Raw genomic sequence first — 18,919 nt, 5'->3', positions numbered from 1 at the left:
TAGCAAATTTCATTTATAGATACTAGTTTTTGATAACTTGCTTTATTTAATTTTTGATAAAGAAGATGTATTATTGCCTTCGAATAATTGATCTAATTCTATAATAAAATCTTCTTCGGGAAGATGATAAAAAATCCCGTTTTGAGGCATTCCTCGCAAAAATAAATAATAAATACCACCAAAATGCTGTTCATATTGATAATTAGGTAAGCGAGTTTTTAAAAAACGATGTAAAGCAAGTGAGTAGAGTTGGTATTGCAAATCATAACGATGCGTACAGATAATCTGCTTTAAGGCATCTGTATGATAATTTTTTGCCGAATTTCCTAACCAATTTGATTTATAATCAACAATATAGAATTTTCCTTGCCATTCAAAAACAAGATCAATAAATCCCTTCAATAACCCTTGTACAGTCATAAAATTAAGTTGTGGACATAATTGGGATAACTCATCATATTTTTTGCATATATTATCTAACGCGAGCGCACTAACTGATTGCTTAATCGGAAAATAAAATTCAAGTTCATTAATACATTTTCCTTGCAAAATTTGCGCTAATGTAAAAGATTGAGGTTCCAATTTACTGGTTAATAATTGTGGGATCCAATCCATTAAAACGTAATTCCATTCGTCTGTTAAATTCAGTTTTTGGCACAATGTTTGACTTAACGACTCAACCGATTTGGACGTGATATTTTCCATCATATGATGGAACAATGTCCCAATATGAGCACCTTTAGGAAAATGATGAATATCATAAATTATCTGTTCATTATTACCAGGCTCTATTTGTAAATCTTGTGGCTCTTGCCATTTATTATCAATATCTTTAAATAAACTCATGTTAGGATTTTGTTTTTGTAATCCGGTATAACTCGTTACTTGCCATTCGTTAGAAAGTTTCCGAGTAAATATATTCGCTGATAACGCGTTATTTAGTTTATTGATTTGATTATAATTATTAAAATCATCACTTTCATTAGAAAGAGGTAAATTTATTTGCTGAACTGTTGCAAGCTTAGCCATGACGTTCATATCATTATTTAGCAAATAATTAATTGCAGAATTATTTTTTTTTAAATTCGCTAAACCCAAACTACAATGATAAATAGAACGTGTTATTGCAACATAGAGTAAACGCAAATCTTCGGCCAATCTTTCATCTTCAAGTTGCGCTTTAATATCATCGTTAAGTTGCCAAGCGTACGTTTGCAGATAGTTATTTTGTTTATCATGATAAAAGCGATTATCATTTTCGCGATATTTTGCAATAAAAGGCAACCAAACTAAAGGAAACTCCAAGCCTTTAGATTTATGAATAGTCATAATTTTAACTAAGTTTTCATCACTTTCTAAACGTTGCTCGTGATTTGAGGCATTTGCATCAGGCTTGATAATTTGTTTTGTTAACCAACGAACTAAAGCATGAGGACTATCTAAATTATCTTCAGCTTCTTGCAGTAACTCACTTAAATGCATTAAATTAGTTAAAATACGTTCGCCATTGTTATGAGCTAAAATATTCTCAGCTAAATGACGGTTTTTCATCATGCGTCTTAACATAACTAGCACGCCATAATACTGCCAAATTACTTGATATTGCTTAAATTCTTCAATAATTGCTTCCCAATTTTCTTGATCTTCATTTAGTTTTTCAAGAAAAGACATATTCAAACCAAGTAATTTTGTCATTAAGGCTAAATGAAGATTATTTTCATTTTCTGGCATTAAAACGGCATTTAAAATATGCAAAACTTCTTTTGCTTGTTCCGATAAAAAAACACTTTTATGATCGGACAAATAAACGCTTTTAATCCCATGCTCAACTAATTTGTTTTGGATTATTTCTGCTTCTTGACCAGTTCTAACAAGGATTGCGATATCTGATGATGTGACTGTTTTATATTGGGGAATATTATCATCGTTTTTACCTATAAATACTTTTGCTGCTCCCGACAACCATATTTTAATCTCTTTAGCTGTATAAGTTGCCATTAACTCTTGGTAATCGGTTATTGTTTCTATACTTTCTGGTAATAAATGCCCGATTAATGCAGGTTGTTCATTTCCTTTAATTAAAAAGGCTTTTTGGTGATTTTTTTGCGCTGCCTCAACTTTAAGAAAAGGAATTTCAGCAAATATAAATGGATTCTCACAATTATCAAACAAATTATTAACCGCAGTAACCATTTTAAAAGACGATCGCCAATTTATACCCATCGTGAAATGATTATGACCAATTGAGTGTTTTGCTTGTAAATAAGTAAAAATATCGGCGCCACGAAAACTATAAATTGCCTGTTTAGGATCACCAATAAAAATCAAACACGTAATCGGGTCTTTAAGTTGATTTGGATAAATACAATCAAATATTTGATATTGTATAGGATCGGTATCTTGAAATTCATCGATCATAGCTACAGGATATTGGTGCGCAATATGTTCTGCTAATTGTCGTCCTTGTTGGCTTTTTAATGCTATTTTTAAGTGGCTAATTAAATCATCAAATCCTATTTCACTTTGTTTTAGTTTTTCTTGTTCAATACCCTTTTTAATGATTTGTGCTATATCTAGCAAAATATGGCTGGCTAAATTAAGATTACGCTGATATAGGTTATCAATTTCACCAAAAATAACATGCTCTGGACTTACTTTACCTTCTTTCGTTTTAGCATTTAAAATAGACTGCCTAAAGCGCTCTAATTCAGTAGGTAATTGAAAATTAAGCGTCTCTTGTTTAGCCCAACTGGTTACTTTATTGATCCAAAGCGGTAAAAAACGGCTGCTATAAGATTGTTTACTCACACCCGATTCGATAATAATTTGATTTATTAACTCAATATTGTTTAACCAATTTTGTTTAATAAAATTAATTGCATTAAAATTGGTTTGATAAAAATCGTTAATTTTGTGTATCAAATCTTCAATATTTTGTGGCTTTGTGCTTAGATCTTGACGTAAATAAGGCTTTAATTCATTTAGTAAATCTTCTGGTTGTTGCCATAATGTTAAAACGAGATAAACCAACTCTTTCGGTAATGGCGTTAATACTTGTCGCCAAAAATCTTGGACCACTAAAAGCTGGGTTTGCTCTTCATTTTGAATCAATGTTTGATTAAAAAATTCACCTGATTCGAAAGCATAATTTTGTAAAATACGCTGACAAAAGCTATGAATCGTATAGATTGCTGCTTCATCCATAGACTGTTTAGCTTGATTGAGTTTTTCAATCGCAAGTTTTGGATCGGCGATTAAATTAATTAATTGCTGAAAAGTCGGATCTTCATGTTTGCCATGCGTTAATCCTAATAATAATTCTTGAATGTTTTGTCTAATTCTAAATCTAAGTTCCTGTGTTGCTGCTTTCGTAAAAGTTACAACGAGGATATTGTCAACATTTAAAGGTCGTTGAAAGGCATTATCACCAATTCCTAGTAACAAGCGTAAATAAATAAATGCTAACGAAAAGGTTTTACCGGTACCAGCTGAGGCTTCAATTAATACCCGCCCTGTTAATGGTAAATCAAATAGATTCAGCTTTTTAATTAGGGTTGTTTGAACCATTCCAATGTTCCAGCTTTTACCTTACCAGTATCATTAATTGTTAAATTTATACAAGCAACAGATCCTACACTAAACATTGGCGCCGCAATTTGGGGGTAAAGCTCATTGACTAAATATCCAACTAAAGGTAAATGAGAAACAACTATAACCGTGTAATGCGGATGTTCATTTGCTAATAACTTTAATAAATCAGCAATTTGTTTTGGATCGCCACTTGGGATTAACATCGATTCTGTATTAATTGAGTCAATCATGACTTTTGAAGATACAGCATTCATAGTTTGCTGAGCGCGCAGATAAGGACTAACTAGCCCTAAATCGAAATAGAAATTTTGTTCTTTTAACCAAGTTCCAATTAAATCGGCTTGCTTTACACCACCGGCAGTTAATTCACGTTTTTCATCTGATGAAGCTGAAAAACCAGCTTCACCATGTCTCATAATACAAACTTTCATGGCTTATTAGCGCAATTTTAACTGGAAAATTAAAGATTCTGCGCTACAACTAAAGGTAAATTTTGCCGTTAATTGATAGCCATTTTCAATCGCTTTTATTTCACTTTCAATGTCAACCGAATCACTTGCAGAATCATTAGCTGCTTGCGTTAATAAGGTTAAAGTTTCTTTGGCATCTAATTCTGAAGAAAATGTTTTTTGGTATTCTACAACACAATCATCATTATCAATAATTGTTCCGACATCTACACAACAACAAGCAGGGGTTTCGTTAGCTTTAGTTTTATTTACAAAATCAGTCATATTAGCCTCTCTTAAAATTTGAAATGTGTTAAACGCAATCATATCACAGCTCAAAATCGACTAAAATCATTTTTAATCTTGTGGATCAAATGATATAAGGTTAGATGCTTTAATATATCTGCCAATAGTCAAGATAAAACAACATTAATAGCATTGTAAATATTAGCGTTTGTGATTATCAATGTTTAAAATAATGCATTAATTCCCTCTTTATCATTGAAATAAAGAGGGGATTTGCTATCAGATTTAATCTTTAATTAAAACTTAGGTGGATTATTACGACCATTACCGTTACGGTGAGATCGTTTTTTTGGTGCAAATGAATCATCATCAGATTTAGAGAAGCGACTACGGCGTGAGTCAGCTTGTTCTTTCATGAGAGTCATTTTCATGGGTAAATTTAAAACTCTAACTTTTTCAAAGTGTTTTAACATATCGGTAGGCATACCTTTAGGTAATTCAACCGTTGAATAGGTTTCATAAAGTTTTATATTACCTATATAACGACTACTAATATCACCTTCATTGGCAATTGCACCCACAATATGGCGAACTTCGATACCATTCTCTTTACCAATTTCAATACGATATTTATCCATATCACCAACATCACGTCGTTCACGACGTTTTGGTGATTCTCGATTATCGCCTCGTAAACGACGTTCACGGCCATTATTATCACGATCACGTTCATCACGAGAAGGTTTAAATACTGGATCAGGAGGTAAAATTAACGGACGCTCATTTTGAGCTAGCTTTAATAATGCCGTTGCAATAGTATCAAGATCAACACCACTATTTTCTTGTATTTTAGTCAATAAATCTCGGTATTTATCAAGATCTGAACTTTCTAATTGTTGCTCAACTTGGGCAGTAAATTTTGATAAACGGCGACTTTCTAATAATTCTTTAGAAGGTAATCCAACTTCTGGAATAGGTTTTTTGATGGTATGCTCAATATTTTTTAGTAATCTACGTTCACGACTATCTACAAATAAAATCGCACGTCCTGCGCGCCCAGCTCGTCCAGTTCTCCCGATACGATGGACATATGATTCCGAATCTAACGTAATATCATAGTTTACAACAAGGCTTATACGTTCGACATCCAATCCTCTTGCTGCAACATCTGTTGCAATTAAAATATCAAGACGACCATTACGTAATCTATCTAAAGTTTGTTCTCGTAACTGCTGTGTCATATCACCATTTAACGCTGCACAACTATAGCCATGTTTTTCAAGTACTTCTGCAATATCTAAGGTTGCTGTTTTTGTACGTACAAAAATAATAGCTGCATCAAAATCTTCTGCTTCTAAAAAGCGTACTAATGCCTCGTTCTTACGTACACCACGTACTAACCAATAACTTTGATCAATATCAGGCGCGGCTTGATTAGTTCCCTTAATTTGTACTTCTTTAGGGTTATTCATAAAACGTTTTGTAATACGTCGAATTGGAGCAGGCATTGTTGCAGAAAATAATGCCGTTTGATGATCTTCTGGAATAGCTGCCATAATCGCTTCTACATCATCAATAAAGCCCATGCGTAACATTTCATCTGCTTCATCAAGGACAAGACCTTTTAAGTGAGATAAATCTAATGTTTTACGATTTAAGTGATCAAGTAAACGACCTGGCGTACCAACAACAATTTGTGGTCCTTGTTTTAAAGCACGTAATTGGATGTCATAACGTTGACCTCCATATAATGGTAGAACTTTTAATCCTTTAATATATTTTGCATATTCAGTACATGCATCAGCGACTTGAATAGCCAATTCACGTGTTGGTGCCAGCACTAAAAGCTGTGGGGCTTTTAAGTTAACATCGATATTCATTAAAAATGGAATTGAAAAAGCCGCTGTTTTACCACTACCTGTTTGTGCCATACCCAATACGTCATTCCCTTCAAGTAAAAGAGGAATACATTCAGTTTGAATTGGAGAAGGTTTTGTAAAACCTAAATCCTGTAAGGCATTAAGAATATCCTCGGATAAACCAAGGTCCTGAAAAGAAACTTCTGTTGTCATGTAAACTCGCTTATAAATTTAATAAATATTCATTATCAATTAAAATGTTACAATGATTAAATCGGTAACATCCATTGCCACTTTTGCAGCTTTCGATACCCTAAACAAACTTTCAGGTTAAGATTAACATCTGATGGCGTTAACTTCCGTGTTAATGATTAATTAAATAACATCTAACTAAGCAATAAGTTTGATAGTTATTTCACCTTTTTGTTTTACTGTATCTTCTTTGAACATGAATATAAGAATATAACGCCAGCCTACTAAATTGAAAATTTACAACTCACCCCAATAACTAACTGCCAAATAATTAAAATATCTAAATATGATTTAATCATACTACGATAGCGTTATCTATTGCCTTAACAACGATAACTCTTATCATATTAAATACAACATTATTAGCAAATCAGAACTACGCTATAACACTATTTTCACTTTTAAAACTGGCATGACAGATTATTCGTTATCGAATAATCTCATTTCATAAAGTGCCTGTTGATGTTCAACAAAGTTATAAATATTTGATGCAATTGAATATTTAAATAACAATTTGGCACGATCATTATTACCTCTATTTTGATAATATTTACCTAAATAGAAATAAGCTTCACAAAGCCGTTTCGCTAATTGTTCATTATTTTCAACGCCTTTTTGAAGATTTTGCATTAATTCGGTTTCATTAATCTTACCTAAATAAAATGCAATAATATTGCTGCTATAATTCGTTTTATCCGTTAACAAATCATAACTTTTTTGTAGATTTTTCAGTGCAGTTTTTTTATCAATTTCTGTTTCAATTAAATATACCCATAATGCACTGATTGGTTGGTCATTATTATATTGATGAAATTTAATAGCATCTTGTTTTGCCGATTGATAGTGAGCCGTTCGATAAAGAACAATAGCGCGATTTAAATAAGCGAAAGAATAAGAATTATCTAATTCGATTGACGTATTTAATGCGATTAATGCTGCATCAAAATTGCCATCTCTTGAAAGATAATTTCCTAAAGAATTGTATACATCCGGCAATTGCTCATTCATATTTAATAATTGCGTAAAGTCACTTTGCGCAAAAGCTTTTAAACCAAGAGAATCGTAAATATTTCCTCGTTCAAATAAATATTGCATGCGAGTGCCGCTATCAATATCAGCTCGGGCTAACTCTTGTCCTAATTGCGCAATTTTTAACTCGCTATCATAAGATATCTGCTCTGGTACTGCCAATAAAGGCTCAGATCCTGAACAACCAAATAATAGCATAGTAACAAATAATGCACTTGCAATTTTAAGATTGTTCAGTTTCATCATTAACTCCAATTACTGAATAAATTATTCTGAAATAGGAGCAGTACAATCAGTTGGAGCGACTGCTTCTTTCATACTAAGGCGGATACGACCTTGACGATCTATCTCTAATACCTTCACATTAACTTCTTGTCCAACTTTTAGGTAATCAGTCACTTTCTCAACTCGATGATCAGCTATCTGAGAAACATGGACTAAACCTTCTTTACCACCGACAACAGAAACAAAGGCACCAAAATCAACAATACGTGTTACTTTACCTGTATAAATTTTACCAATTTCAACATCGGCAACAAGATTTGTAATACGATCCATTGCATCTTTAGCCTTATTACTATCAGATGCTGCAATTTTAACTGTACCGTCATCCGCAATTTCGATTGTTGTTCCAGTTTCTTCAGTTAAAGTACGGATTGTTGCACCACCTTTACCAATCACATCACGGATCTTTTCAGGATTAATATGCATGGTATAAATACGTGGAGCAAATTCAGAAATCTCCTGTCGTGGCTCATTAATCGCTTGTTCCATTACACCTAAAATATGTAAACGTGCCCCTTTTGCTTGATTTAGAGCAACTTGCATAATTTCTTTGGTGATACCTTCAATTTTAATATCCATTTGTAAAGCACTGATCCCATCACGAGTTCCCGCTACTTTAAAATCCATATCACCAAGATGATCTTCATCACCTAAAATATCGGATAAAACAACGAAATCATCGCCTTCCTTTACAAGACCCATTGCAATACCAGCAACAGACGACTTAATCGGTACACCGGCATCCATAAGTGCAAGCGAAGCACCACAAACAGATGCCATTGATGATGAGCCATTAGACTCTGTTATCTCAGAAACAACACGTACTGTGTAAGGAAAAGCCTCGGCATCAGGCATAACAGCAGCAACACCTCGTTTTGCTAAGCGACCATGACCGATTTCACGGCGTTTTGGTGAGCCAACCATACCTGTTTCACCTACAGAATAAGGAGGGAAATTATAATGTAATAAAAAGCGATCAGTATATTCACCTGTTAATTCATCAATAATTTGCGCATCACGTTCTGTTCCTAAAGTTGCAGTAACGAGAGCTTGTGTTTCGCCACGCGTAAATAAAGCACTACCATGAGTACGAGGTAATACCCCCGTGCGAATATCTAACGCACGAATCATATCTTTTTCACGTCCATCAATACGAGGTTCACCTGCAATAACACGTTTACGAACAATTTGGCTTTCTAAATCAACAATAATATTAATGACTTCGTTTTCATCTAATTCATCATTTTGTTCTTTTAATGTCGCAATAACTTCATCTTTAATTAAATCAATTTGCGCATAGCGAGCTTGTTTTTCAGTAATACGATAAGCTTCGCCTAAACGGTCTTTAGCTAATGCAGATACCGCATTAAATAACACCTCATTTTTGGCTGGTGCTTGCCAATCCCACGCAGTACGACCTGCTTTACTGACAAATTCGTTAATATTATCAATAACAACTTGTTGTTGATCATGACCAAATACGACGGCAGCTAACATCTTATCTTCAGATAATAAATCTGCTTCAGATTCAACCATTAATACGGCGCTTTTTGTACCAGCAACAACAAGATCTAAACGACTTTTATCAAGATCTTTTACTGACGGATTTAATACAAACTGATCATCTATTAAACCCACTCTTGCCGCACCAATTGGACCATTAAAAGGAACGCCAGAAAGACTTAACGCAGCAGATGCCCCAATCATTGCAACGATATCAGGACTCACTTCAGGGTTAACAGACACAACAGTTGCAATAATTTGTATTTCGTTAACAAAACCTTCTGGGAATAAAGGACGCAATGGACGATCGATTAAACGGGCAATTAAGGTTTCACCTTCACTGGGACGACCTTCCCTTTTAAAGAAACCACCAGGTATACGACCCGCAGCATAAGTTCTTTCTTGATAATTTACAGTGAGTGGAAAAAAGTCTTGCCCTTCTTTTACTTTTTTATTAGCAACCACAGTAACAAAAACAGCTGTATCATCCATATTAACCATAACAGCAGCTGTTGCTTGACGTGCCATAATACCGGTTTCTAATGTTACGGTATGACGACCATATTGAAATTTTTGAAGTGTCGGATTAAACAAAATAATATCCTCTTATTTTTTAAAAACGTATATATGCAAATTAACATATTATTTTTATTTAATTTTAAAATAATAATTGTTAAGTTATATAATCGTTCATAAAGCAAATGATTAAACAAAAAGATTATTTCACAGTCACGACTAATGACAAATCTATCATTGATAAAGTTCTCATTAGTCGCGCGTAGCATGAGAGATAATCTTTAAACTTTTTGAATCAGATAATTTCATGCTCTCGCATAATAATTATCATCACAATTTGAATTGCCTATAACTATAAATATTTATATAAGACAAACCATTATAGCAAAATTGTAATTATTCACAATAACGCTTGTTATTAATAAAAATGCTATTCACTTATAAAAAAAGAGGCGCTAGCCTCTTTTTAAGTGGATATAAGATTAACGACGTAAACCTAATTTTTGAATTAATTGGTTATAACGTTCAACATCTTTACGACGTAAATAATCTAATAATTTACGACGGCTTGAAACCATACGTAATAAACCACGACGACTATGGTGATCTTTTTTGTGTTCAGAAAAATGACCTTGTAGATCATTAATGCGAGCAGTTAAAAGAGCAACTTGAACTTCAGTTGAACCTGTGTCGTTAGTACCTTGACCATATTCAGCAACAATACGTGCTTTATCTTCTACAGTTAGAGACATAGTAAACCTCAATATTTAAAATAAACTCTGAAATGACCAATCTCTAATTCAGTCATTCCCCGAAACTCCATTTAGAATGGAAGGGGATTATTATACTTTAATTAATAAATAAAACAACTTTTTGCCATTCTTTTTACTTTAAAGAAAAGGGGTAACGGCAAAATAAACCATCTTATTAGTGTTCTTTTTTATAATCAATATATGAAATATAATCTTTTTAATCATTAATAATTATTTCAATATAAAACCATATTCTTCTTGTATCAATTTTTTTAGTTCTTGAATAAAATTTAATGCTGAATAACTTAATTGTACTTTTTGAGAAGTGATCCAACCAATTAAAATTTTTTCATTGACTTCTAGCGGGATCGATAAAATATCAGATCCATTTAAGTCAGTACTCAAAATGCCTGTACTTGTCGTAAACCCATTTAGACCATGTAATAAATTAAACAATGTTGCTCTATCACTTACATGTATACTTTTTTTATGATAAACCGTACTTAAAATTTCTTCTGAAAAATAAAATGAATTATATTCTCCTTGTTCAAAGGATAAATAAGGATAATCTTCAAGATCTTGCAAAGACAAAGATTGATAATGAGCTAAAGGATGATGACTACTAATAAATACATGAGGATCCGCTTCAAATAATGGATGAAATGTTAACCTATGTTCTTTTAATAAACGTAAAATGACCTTTTGATTAAATTCATTTAAATATAAAATACCGACTTCGCTTCGAAAATTGGCCACATCGGTAATAATATCAAACGTTCTCGTTTCTCTTAATGTAAATTCATATTCTTCAGTGCGATTTTTTTTAATTAAGTTAACGAAGGCATTAACAGCAAATGCATAATGTTGCGTTGAAATACTACAAAGTTGTTTGGACGGTTCTGATTTAGAATAATGTTGTTCAAGTAAATCAGCTTGATCAAGAATTTGTTTAGCATAACCTAAAAATTCAATGCCATCAGTTGATAACGACACACCTTTAGAAGTTCGAACAAAAATCGTAATACCGAATTCAGCTTCTAATTCTTTAACAGCCGTCGATAAACTCGGTTGAGTAATATAAAGATTTTTAGCCGCTTCATTAATTGAACCTGCACGAGCTATTTCGACTAGATAACGTAATTGTTGTAATTTCATAATATCTTTCAGCCACAAATGAAATATATTATTAATCAACGTCATATTGATTAATAAGGATATTGATTAAAAGGTTACGGGTTTTTAAGGCGCAAATGTTATAAGATGTGCTTAACTATTTTTGTTGTTCTAAGAGTTTTATTGGATTAAACCATTAAAAAAAATTTTGGTAAATTAATTTAATACTCATTAAAATTGATACAGTTATTAGCATCGGTTTGATAAGCTTATGTCCTTTATTTATAGCCATTTTAGCACCACATCTAGCACCAATACATTGCCCAATTAGCATAACAAAACCAATAAGCCAAATTACTTTTCCGCCAAAAATAAAAAATAATAAACTAGAAAGATTTGACGTAAAATTTAAGACCTTAGTATGGGCCGTTGCTTTGACAAGATTATAACCGGCTAAAAGAAGATAGGCTATCATATATAAAGAGCCAGTACCGGGACCAAAAAAACCATCATAGAAACCGATCATTAGTGCTGGTAATAAGGCAAACTGTATAGCTGATAATCGACCAATTTTATCTTCATCACCCAATTTTGGCATAAACAAAAAAAATACACTAATACTGATAGTCAAAATAGGTAATAAATAACGTAAAAAATCGGATGAAACATACATAATCAATAATGAGCCAATAGCAGAACCAATAAAGGCAAATAAAATTGACCATTTTTGATTTTTTAGATCGACTTTTTTTTGGCGAATAAAATAAATACTAGCCGAAAGAGAGCCCCCACAGCTTTGTAATTTATTCGTTGCAAGCGCATTGGCAGGTGTTATACCTACAGCAAGCAAAACAGGCAATGTTAGCAATCCCCCGCCACCGGCGATAGCATCAATAAATCCTGCTAAGAGAGCAACAAAAAAAAGTAAAATTAGAATTTCGTAACTAAATTGCATAACCACCTAGTTCATTAGTCTTCATTGCGTCATTTTTATGAATTAACATCACGACATTGCGCTTGATAACGTAAAAAATGATCCATTAAAACAATGGCTACCATCGCTTCGGCAATTGGTACAGCGCGGATACCAACACAAGGATCGTGACGCCCATGTGTTGCAACATCGACTTCGTCACCAGCAATATTTATGGATTTCCCGACTATTTCAATACTTGGGGTCGGTTTAAGAGCGATATTCATTGTAATCGTTTGCCCTGAGCTAATGCCACCCAAAATACCACCAGCATGATTTGATAAAAATCCAGATTGATTAATTTCATCACGATTTTCACTACCACGCTTGTTAATAACGGCAAAACCATCACCTATTTCTACACCTTTTACAGCATTTATACTCATTAAGGCATGGGCAAGATCGGCATTTAATTTATCAAATACCGGTTCACCTAATCCCACAGGGACATTTTCCGCTACAATACAAACTTTTGCTCCGATAGAATCCCCAGCCTTTTTTAAAGATCGCAATAATTCATCTAACGCTTGGAGTTTACTTTCATCAGCACAAAAAAACGCATTTTGCTCGACTTGTTGCCAATCTTTTAATTCACAAACAACATCACCCATTTGCGCTAAATAAGCACGAATAGTTATACCTAATTTTTCATATAGGTATTTTTTAGCTATCGCGCCAGCGGCCACTCGCATCGCCGTTTCTCTGGCTGATGAGCGCCCTCCCCCTCGATAATCACGAATACCATATTTCTTTTGATAAGTATAATCTGCATGACTTGGTCTAAAGATGTCTTTGATACGCCCATAATCCTGAGAACGTTGATCTGTATTTTCGATAAGTAAACCAATACTTGTGCCGGTTGTTTTTCCTTCAAAAACACCCGATAAGATTTTGACTTGATCTGCTTCACGGCGCTGCGTTGTATAACGATTGGCTCCTGGTCGCCTACGATCTAAATCATGCTGCATATCTAATTCAGTTAATGTTAAACCTGGTGGCACGCCATCAACAATACAACCTAAAGCTATCCCATGAGATTCCCCAAAAGTGGTCACCTTAAATAATTTACCGATTGAATTGCCTGCCATATTTCTTTTTATCCTTATCGAAGATATAAAACAATGTATATTAATTATTAAAAAAATGATTATATTTTAAAAGATCCCGACGTGAAATCGCAAAAACCCCTTGAGCGCCGTGCTTAAAATCTAGCCATTTAAATGGAACATCTGGAAACATTTGCTTAAGATTAACCCAGCTATTGCCAACCTCACAAATTAATACACCTTCGTCAGTTAAATAATTCACAGCTTGATTCAATATACGCTTCGCTAAATCCAGACCATCGACTCCAGCTTCAAGCGCTAATTTCGGCTCATATAAATATTCATCGGGAAGATCACTCATATCTTCTTCATCCACATAAGGTGGATTACTTACAATCAAATCATATTGCTTTAAAGGTAATTCATTAAATAAATCCGATAAAATAGGAATAACCCTATCTTCCATTTCATGCAAGACAATATTTCTGTTGGCTACATCTAAAGCATCTTCTGAAATGTCAGTTATATCAACTACTGCTTCAGGAAATGCATAAGCAGTAGCGATGCCAATACACCCACTTCCAGTACATAAATCGAGGATATTTTTAGGGTTATAATTAATTAAATCAGAAAATCGATTTTCAATTAATTCACCAATAGGTGAACGCGGAATTAATACCCGTTCATCAACATAAAATGTATGATTACAAAAAAATGCCTGTCCCGTTAAATAAGGCGTCGGAACATGACCTAAAATACGTTGATTAATAATCTCTATAAGATTAGATTTTTCGTGTTGCGTTAAATTGGTTGAATAAAATTCTTGAGGGATAGTTAACGGTAAGTTTAAGGTAGCCAGAACAAGATGCCGAGATTCATTAATAGGATCATTAGTACCATGCCCTAAATAAACATCAGACTGACAGATTTGTGAGGTCGACCAACGGATAAAATCTTGAATAGTAAGTAAGTTTTCCATAAAGGCTCCAATAAATGGCGGTGAGGAAGGGATTCGAACCCTTGATACGTTGCCGTATACACACTTTCCAGGCGTGCTCCTTCAACCACTCGGACACCTCACCTATCTATTGCTATCTGCTTATGAAAAGCAGTCGCATACTATAATGATCCCTTGATAATTAATCAAGTATTTTTAATTGGTTGCAACAATTGTTCCAAAAATAGCTAAAATTACTATTATGCAACCTACTGTTAATAAAGCATATTTAACATTTCTACTCATTTTAATATCTCCAGTTAATTTTATATTTATTACTCAGCTGTGCTTTTAAATGTTATAACATTTAAAATAAATATGATTAATTATTAATATTAATTAAATTTAAAATTTAATTGAATAACTTTATTTGAATTAATTGTATCATATATTTCCGGGTAAATTGTGGATAAATCCAACATAATCTCAATCGCCTCATCTAAAAAAGCATCTGGGATTTTATAATCTTTAGGTAAATCTTCTAATTTTTGAATCTTACCTAATCCAGCCTTCGTTAAACGTTCATTCATGCGTTTTAACTCTCGATCTTCAAAAATTGATTGCTCTTTAATACGTTCATCTTTATTAAGTGAAATAATAAAACGTTTATCCTTATTTTTATTATATTCAATGATATCTTCATCTAGATAAACAAATTCGGGATTTTGAGAAATACGCTCTAAATGTTTTGTTTTTAAAACAGGTAATAAAGAAGGTATATCAGCAAATTTCGTATAAGTTGACGATGGTATTTTATCCCACGGTAATGCATTATCTAAAAAACGCTCGCCAGTTTCATCAATAAACTGTTTTTTACTCATTTCGATATCAGGTTCAACACCTTTTAATTGAGTACTCCCGCCATTTATACGGTAGAATTTTTGCACAGTATATTGCACAGCTCCAAGTTCAGGCCATTTGGGATGCAATTTAGCATCAATTGGAAAAGCAATATTACGTGATGTTTGCACAGTACCTTTCCCAAATGAAGTTTCACCCACTATTACTGCACGACCATAATCTTGTAATGCTGCCGAGAAAATTTCAGAAGCAGAAGCACTATAACGATTAATCATAACAACGATAGGACCTTTATATTTAATACCTTCACTTTTATCTTCATAGGTGATAATTTTTTGCATATTATCACGAACTTGCACAACAGGACCTGCATTAATAAATAAACCTGTTAATGAGATAACTTCGGCTAAAGAGCCTCCACCATTATTACGTAAATCAATAACAAGTCCTTGTAAATTATCGCCATTTGCTTGATCTAATAATTTATCCACTTTTTCAGTTAATCCCATATAAAAACTCGGAATTTCAATAACACCGATTTTACCTCGAGCATTATTAATAATATTAAGTTTTGCCTCCCGATCTTCAAAACGAATTTTATCGCGAGTAATAGAGACTATTTTAGATTTGCTATTAATACCAGCTGGTAATATTTCTAATTTAACAACGGTTCCTTTTGGTCCACGAATTTTATCGACTATATCATCCAATCGCCAACCAATAACATCTTCTATAGGTGAATTTTTTTGCCCTACGCCAATAATTTTATCACCAACGGCTAATAATTTACTTTTTTCGGCAGGTCCTCCGGTCACAAAAGAATTAATAACCGTATTATCATCCTGTTGACTAAGTGTCGCGCCGATACCTTCAAAAGATAAGCTCATTTCAGATTCAAAATCACGTTTTTTACGGGGTGCTAAGTAACTGGTATGAGGATCGATTTCATTGGCAAAAGCATTCATAAATACTTGAAATGCATCTTCGTTATAAGATTGCATTAAGGTTTTTAATACACGATTATAACGTTTTGTTAAGATCTCGCGGATCTCTTTTTCATCTTTTTTAGATAAGGCAAGATTTAACTCGTCGAATTTAACACGCTTATCCCAATAATCATCTAATTCTTTTTCATTAGCTGCCCAAGCTATTTCGTCACGTTTAAAATTAATCTGCTCATGACTCGAAAAATCCATGGGTTTTTGTAAAATGTTCAAAGCATATTGATAACGTTCATAACGTTTTTTCAGCGAAAGATTATAAATTTCATAAGCGATTTTAAGATCACCTGACAATAATTCATTACTGATTAATTCTTGCTCACCTCGAAATTTATCAATATCACTTTGAATAAAAAAAGCTTTATTACCATCAAGCAACTTAAAGTAGCGATCAAAAATCTTAGCAGAAAATGCGCCATCTAAAGCAAAATTACGATAATGAGATTGTGTAAAATAATTAGTTACACGTTTTGTCACAACCTCATGAATTTCATCTTGTTTTAAGATCGGTAATTGTGCAATCGTTTGCTCTTTAGCTAACACATTTTGACTGCAAATAACCCAGATAAAACTTAATTTAATAAAACCTTTTACCAATTTATTCATTCAGATTCTCTATTATGCAATGACATGCTCTGGTTTTACTGTTAATTCCATCCCAGAGGCAACTTTAACTTTAATATGCTCTTTCTCGATATTTACGATTTGAACATTTAATAATTTATTACTTAATTTTATTTTGACATTCTCACCAATTTGGAGAGGTTTTACTTTCTTTTGCGGTGCAGGGTTGTTTTTACGCTTATTTTTTGTTTGCTGTTTAATTTTTTGATTATTCTTAGCTTTACTTTGTTTCAACGTAGTTTGCGCATAATCCACATGTTCTTTAGTGATGATTTCATCTTGCTCACCATCTAAATTAACGCGATAAGATCCTTCTTTTATGCTATACAAATAACGCCAATTATTTGTATAAACACGCAAGGCGTAACGAAGTTTGGTATTACTTAAAGGATTATCTTCCCCTAAGCGGCTAAGAATATCTTGAAAAATCCCAATCTTAAGAGGTTTTGCTTCGCCTTCAAGCGTAAAACAATTAGGAAATTGTTGGTTTAAAAATTTAATAATTTCTTTTACGGTTGATAGTTGTACCTGGCTTTCCATTTATGATTCCAAAACAATATATTTTACTAACGATAAATTATATCGCAGCTTAAAAAATAAAACTATTCATCTTTTTTATGTTGTTTAATAAAATTTATAAAATCATTAATGCCATTTCGCATAAGCCAGGATGCCACTTCGGTTTTTTCATCTTGATTAAACTGGTCAAATACCGTTACCCAAAGTTGAAAAGGTTCAATTGTTGTAATGACATAAGCAGGTCCTTCTTCTTTTGCCATTAATATTCTTTTAACTTCAACTGGCAGACTTTGAATATGATATTCAAGTGCTTTACCGCGAATTCCACTACGTTTTCGTGATCGCCAATTTTCAGCTCTTGCTCGACGATTGATACCTTGTATTGTTGATGGCATACCGTCAATACACGATAATTCTTTTGATGAAAACCATTCTCTCACTTTATATTCACCCATATTTAAAAAATTACAAACAATTATTAACTATAATAAATAAAAATATTAAGAAATTAAGCGTAATTATTAAATTTTCAACTTACTTGTTTTAATAATAAAAAAGCATAACATAGTTAAAATAACTTATAAATATGAGAAGAATGAAAAACAGAAATAAAACAAATAATTGGAATAAAGGCAATATAATTAAAACATAAAAGAAAATGATACTTGTAGACATATCAAGCAAGCTATCTATTCTATCCCTATAAACTTAATTAATACTTTATTTCGAAGTTATTTCATAGATAGATGAATTTCAAATCTAATTGAATGTTTCCAAATTGCTATATTTGCTTTATAGCTAACAACTTAAACCAAAGAAAAATAATTGATATATAAATTTAAATATTGATTAAGGCTTTATCTCAACGATCACCAATATGAGACATAAGATAAAAAAACTTAATTTTTTAATAAATTAAGTTTCTTCATTTCTTATTTATGTTGTCTAACGAAATGAATAAAATCATTAATACCATTGCGCATTATCCAAGATGCAATTTCTGTTTTTTCATCTTGATTAAACTGATCAAATACTGTTATCCAAAGTTGAAACGGTTCAATTGTCGTAACAACATAAGCGGGACCTTCTTCTTTTGCCATTAATATTTGTCTAACTTCAATTGGCAGGCTTTGGATATGATATTCAAGCGCTTTACCTCGAATACCACTGCGTTTTCGTGATCGCCAATTTTCAGCTCTTGCTCGACGATTGATACCTTGTATTGTTGATGGCATACCATCAATACACGATAATTCTTTTGAAGAAAACCATTCTTTCACTTTATATTCACCTGTACAAGAAAATTATAAACAATTATTAAAATTTTGATATAATGAAATAAGAACATTAAGAAAATAATAGA

Annotated in this window: 15 protein-coding genes and 1 tRNA gene; all 16 read right to left on the bottom strand. The window is 32.7% G+C overall.

Annotation, left to right across the window (positions count from 1 at the left end; translation table 11 throughout):
* Positions 1-42 precede the first annotated feature (42 nt).
* The gene (gene recB, locus ACSYSW_RS03645; protein WP_491704649.1) at positions 43-3,567 is read right to left on the bottom strand and encodes an exodeoxyribonuclease V subunit beta; all 3,525 of its coding nucleotides are present in this window, start codon (positions 3,565-3,567) and stop codon (positions 43-45) included.
* Positions 3,549-4,007: a phosphohistidine phosphatase SixA gene (sixA, locus tag ACSYSW_RS03640; protein WP_491706297.1), complete on the bottom strand. Its 459-nt coding sequence runs from the start codon at positions 4,005-4,007 to the stop codon at positions 3,549-3,551. The genes recB and sixA overlap by 19 nt, the downstream gene beginning before the upstream one ends.
* Before the next feature lie 21 nt (positions 4,008-4,028).
* Positions 4,029-4,325, bottom strand: coding sequence for a YfcZ/YiiS family protein (locus ACSYSW_RS03635; RefSeq protein WP_491704651.1), 297 nt, complete (start codon positions 4,323-4,325; stop codon positions 4,029-4,031).
* 257 nt (positions 4,326-4,582) lie between these two features.
* A complete protein-coding gene (locus ACSYSW_RS03630; protein WP_491704652.1) occupies positions 4,583-6,358 on the bottom strand; it encodes a DEAD/DEAH family ATP-dependent RNA helicase in 1,776 nt (591 codons plus the stop codon).
* Positions 6,359-6,817: 459 nt separating this feature from the next.
* On the bottom strand, positions 6,818-7,672 hold the full coding sequence (gene nlpI, locus ACSYSW_RS03625) for a lipoprotein NlpI (protein ID WP_491706296.1): 855 nt from the start codon (positions 7,670-7,672) through the stop codon (positions 6,818-6,820).
* Between the two features lie 21 nt (positions 7,673-7,693).
* On the bottom strand, positions 7,694-9,808 hold the full coding sequence (gene pnp, locus ACSYSW_RS03620) for a polyribonucleotide nucleotidyltransferase (protein WP_491704654.1): 2,115 nt from the start codon (positions 9,806-9,808) through the stop codon (positions 7,694-7,696).
* Between the two features lie 404 nt (positions 9,809-10,212).
* Positions 10,213-10,482 carry a 30S ribosomal protein S15 gene (rpsO, locus tag ACSYSW_RS03615; RefSeq protein WP_491704655.1) on the bottom strand — a complete coding sequence of 90 codons (270 nt, stop codon included), beginning with the start codon at positions 10,480-10,482 and terminating at the stop codon, positions 10,213-10,215.
* 231 nt (positions 10,483-10,713) lie between these two features.
* Positions 10,714-11,637: a LysR family transcriptional regulator gene (locus tag ACSYSW_RS03610; RefSeq protein ID WP_491704656.1), complete on the bottom strand. Its 924-nt coding sequence runs from the start codon at positions 11,635-11,637 to the stop codon at positions 10,714-10,716.
* A 154-nt stretch (positions 11,638-11,791) separates the two neighbouring features.
* Positions 11,792-12,550, bottom strand: a complete 759-nt coding sequence (locus tag ACSYSW_RS03605; RefSeq protein WP_491704657.1) for a TSUP family transporter — start codon at positions 12,548-12,550, stop codon at positions 11,792-11,794.
* 35 nt (positions 12,551-12,585) lie between these two features.
* Entirely contained in the window at positions 12,586-13,656 is a 1,071-nt protein-coding gene (aroC, locus tag ACSYSW_RS03600; protein ID WP_491704658.1) for a chorismate synthase, read from the bottom strand.
* Between the two features lie 40 nt (positions 13,657-13,696).
* Positions 13,697-14,593 carry a 50S ribosomal protein L3 N(5)-glutamine methyltransferase gene (prmB, locus tag ACSYSW_RS03595; protein WP_491704659.1) on the bottom strand — a complete coding sequence of 299 codons (897 nt, stop codon included), beginning with the start codon at positions 14,591-14,593 and terminating at the stop codon, positions 13,697-13,699.
* Between the two features lie 15 nt (positions 14,594-14,608).
* Positions 14,609-14,696 (bottom strand) — tRNA-Ser (locus tag ACSYSW_RS03590).
* Positions 14,697-14,946: 250 nt separating this feature from the next.
* Positions 14,947-17,019 (bottom strand): carboxy terminal-processing peptidase, encoded by a 2,073-nt coding sequence (gene prc / locus ACSYSW_RS03585; protein WP_491704660.1) that lies wholly within the window; start codon positions 17,017-17,019, stop codon positions 14,947-14,949.
* A gap of 12 nt (positions 17,020-17,031) precedes the next feature.
* Complete coding sequence (gene proQ / locus ACSYSW_RS03580) at positions 17,032-17,577, bottom strand: RNA chaperone ProQ (RefSeq protein WP_491704661.1); 546 nt, start codon at positions 17,575-17,577, stop codon at positions 17,032-17,034.
* 62 nt (positions 17,578-17,639) lie between these two features.
* A complete protein-coding gene (locus tag ACSYSW_RS03575) occupies positions 17,640-17,996 on the bottom strand; it encodes a DNA-binding protein (protein WP_491704662.1) in 357 nt (118 codons plus the stop codon).
* Between the two features lie 492 nt (positions 17,997-18,488).
* Positions 18,489-18,836 (bottom strand): DNA-binding protein, encoded by a 348-nt coding sequence (locus tag ACSYSW_RS03570; RefSeq protein ID WP_491704663.1) that lies wholly within the window; start codon positions 18,834-18,836, stop codon positions 18,489-18,491.
* Positions 18,837-18,919: the final 83 nt, after the last annotated feature.

It is taken from the genome of Gilliamella sp. ESL1225, from assembly GCF_058502635.1.
Note: the sequence above shows the minus strand (reverse complement) of the source record. Positions and strands in the feature narration are given on the sequence as shown.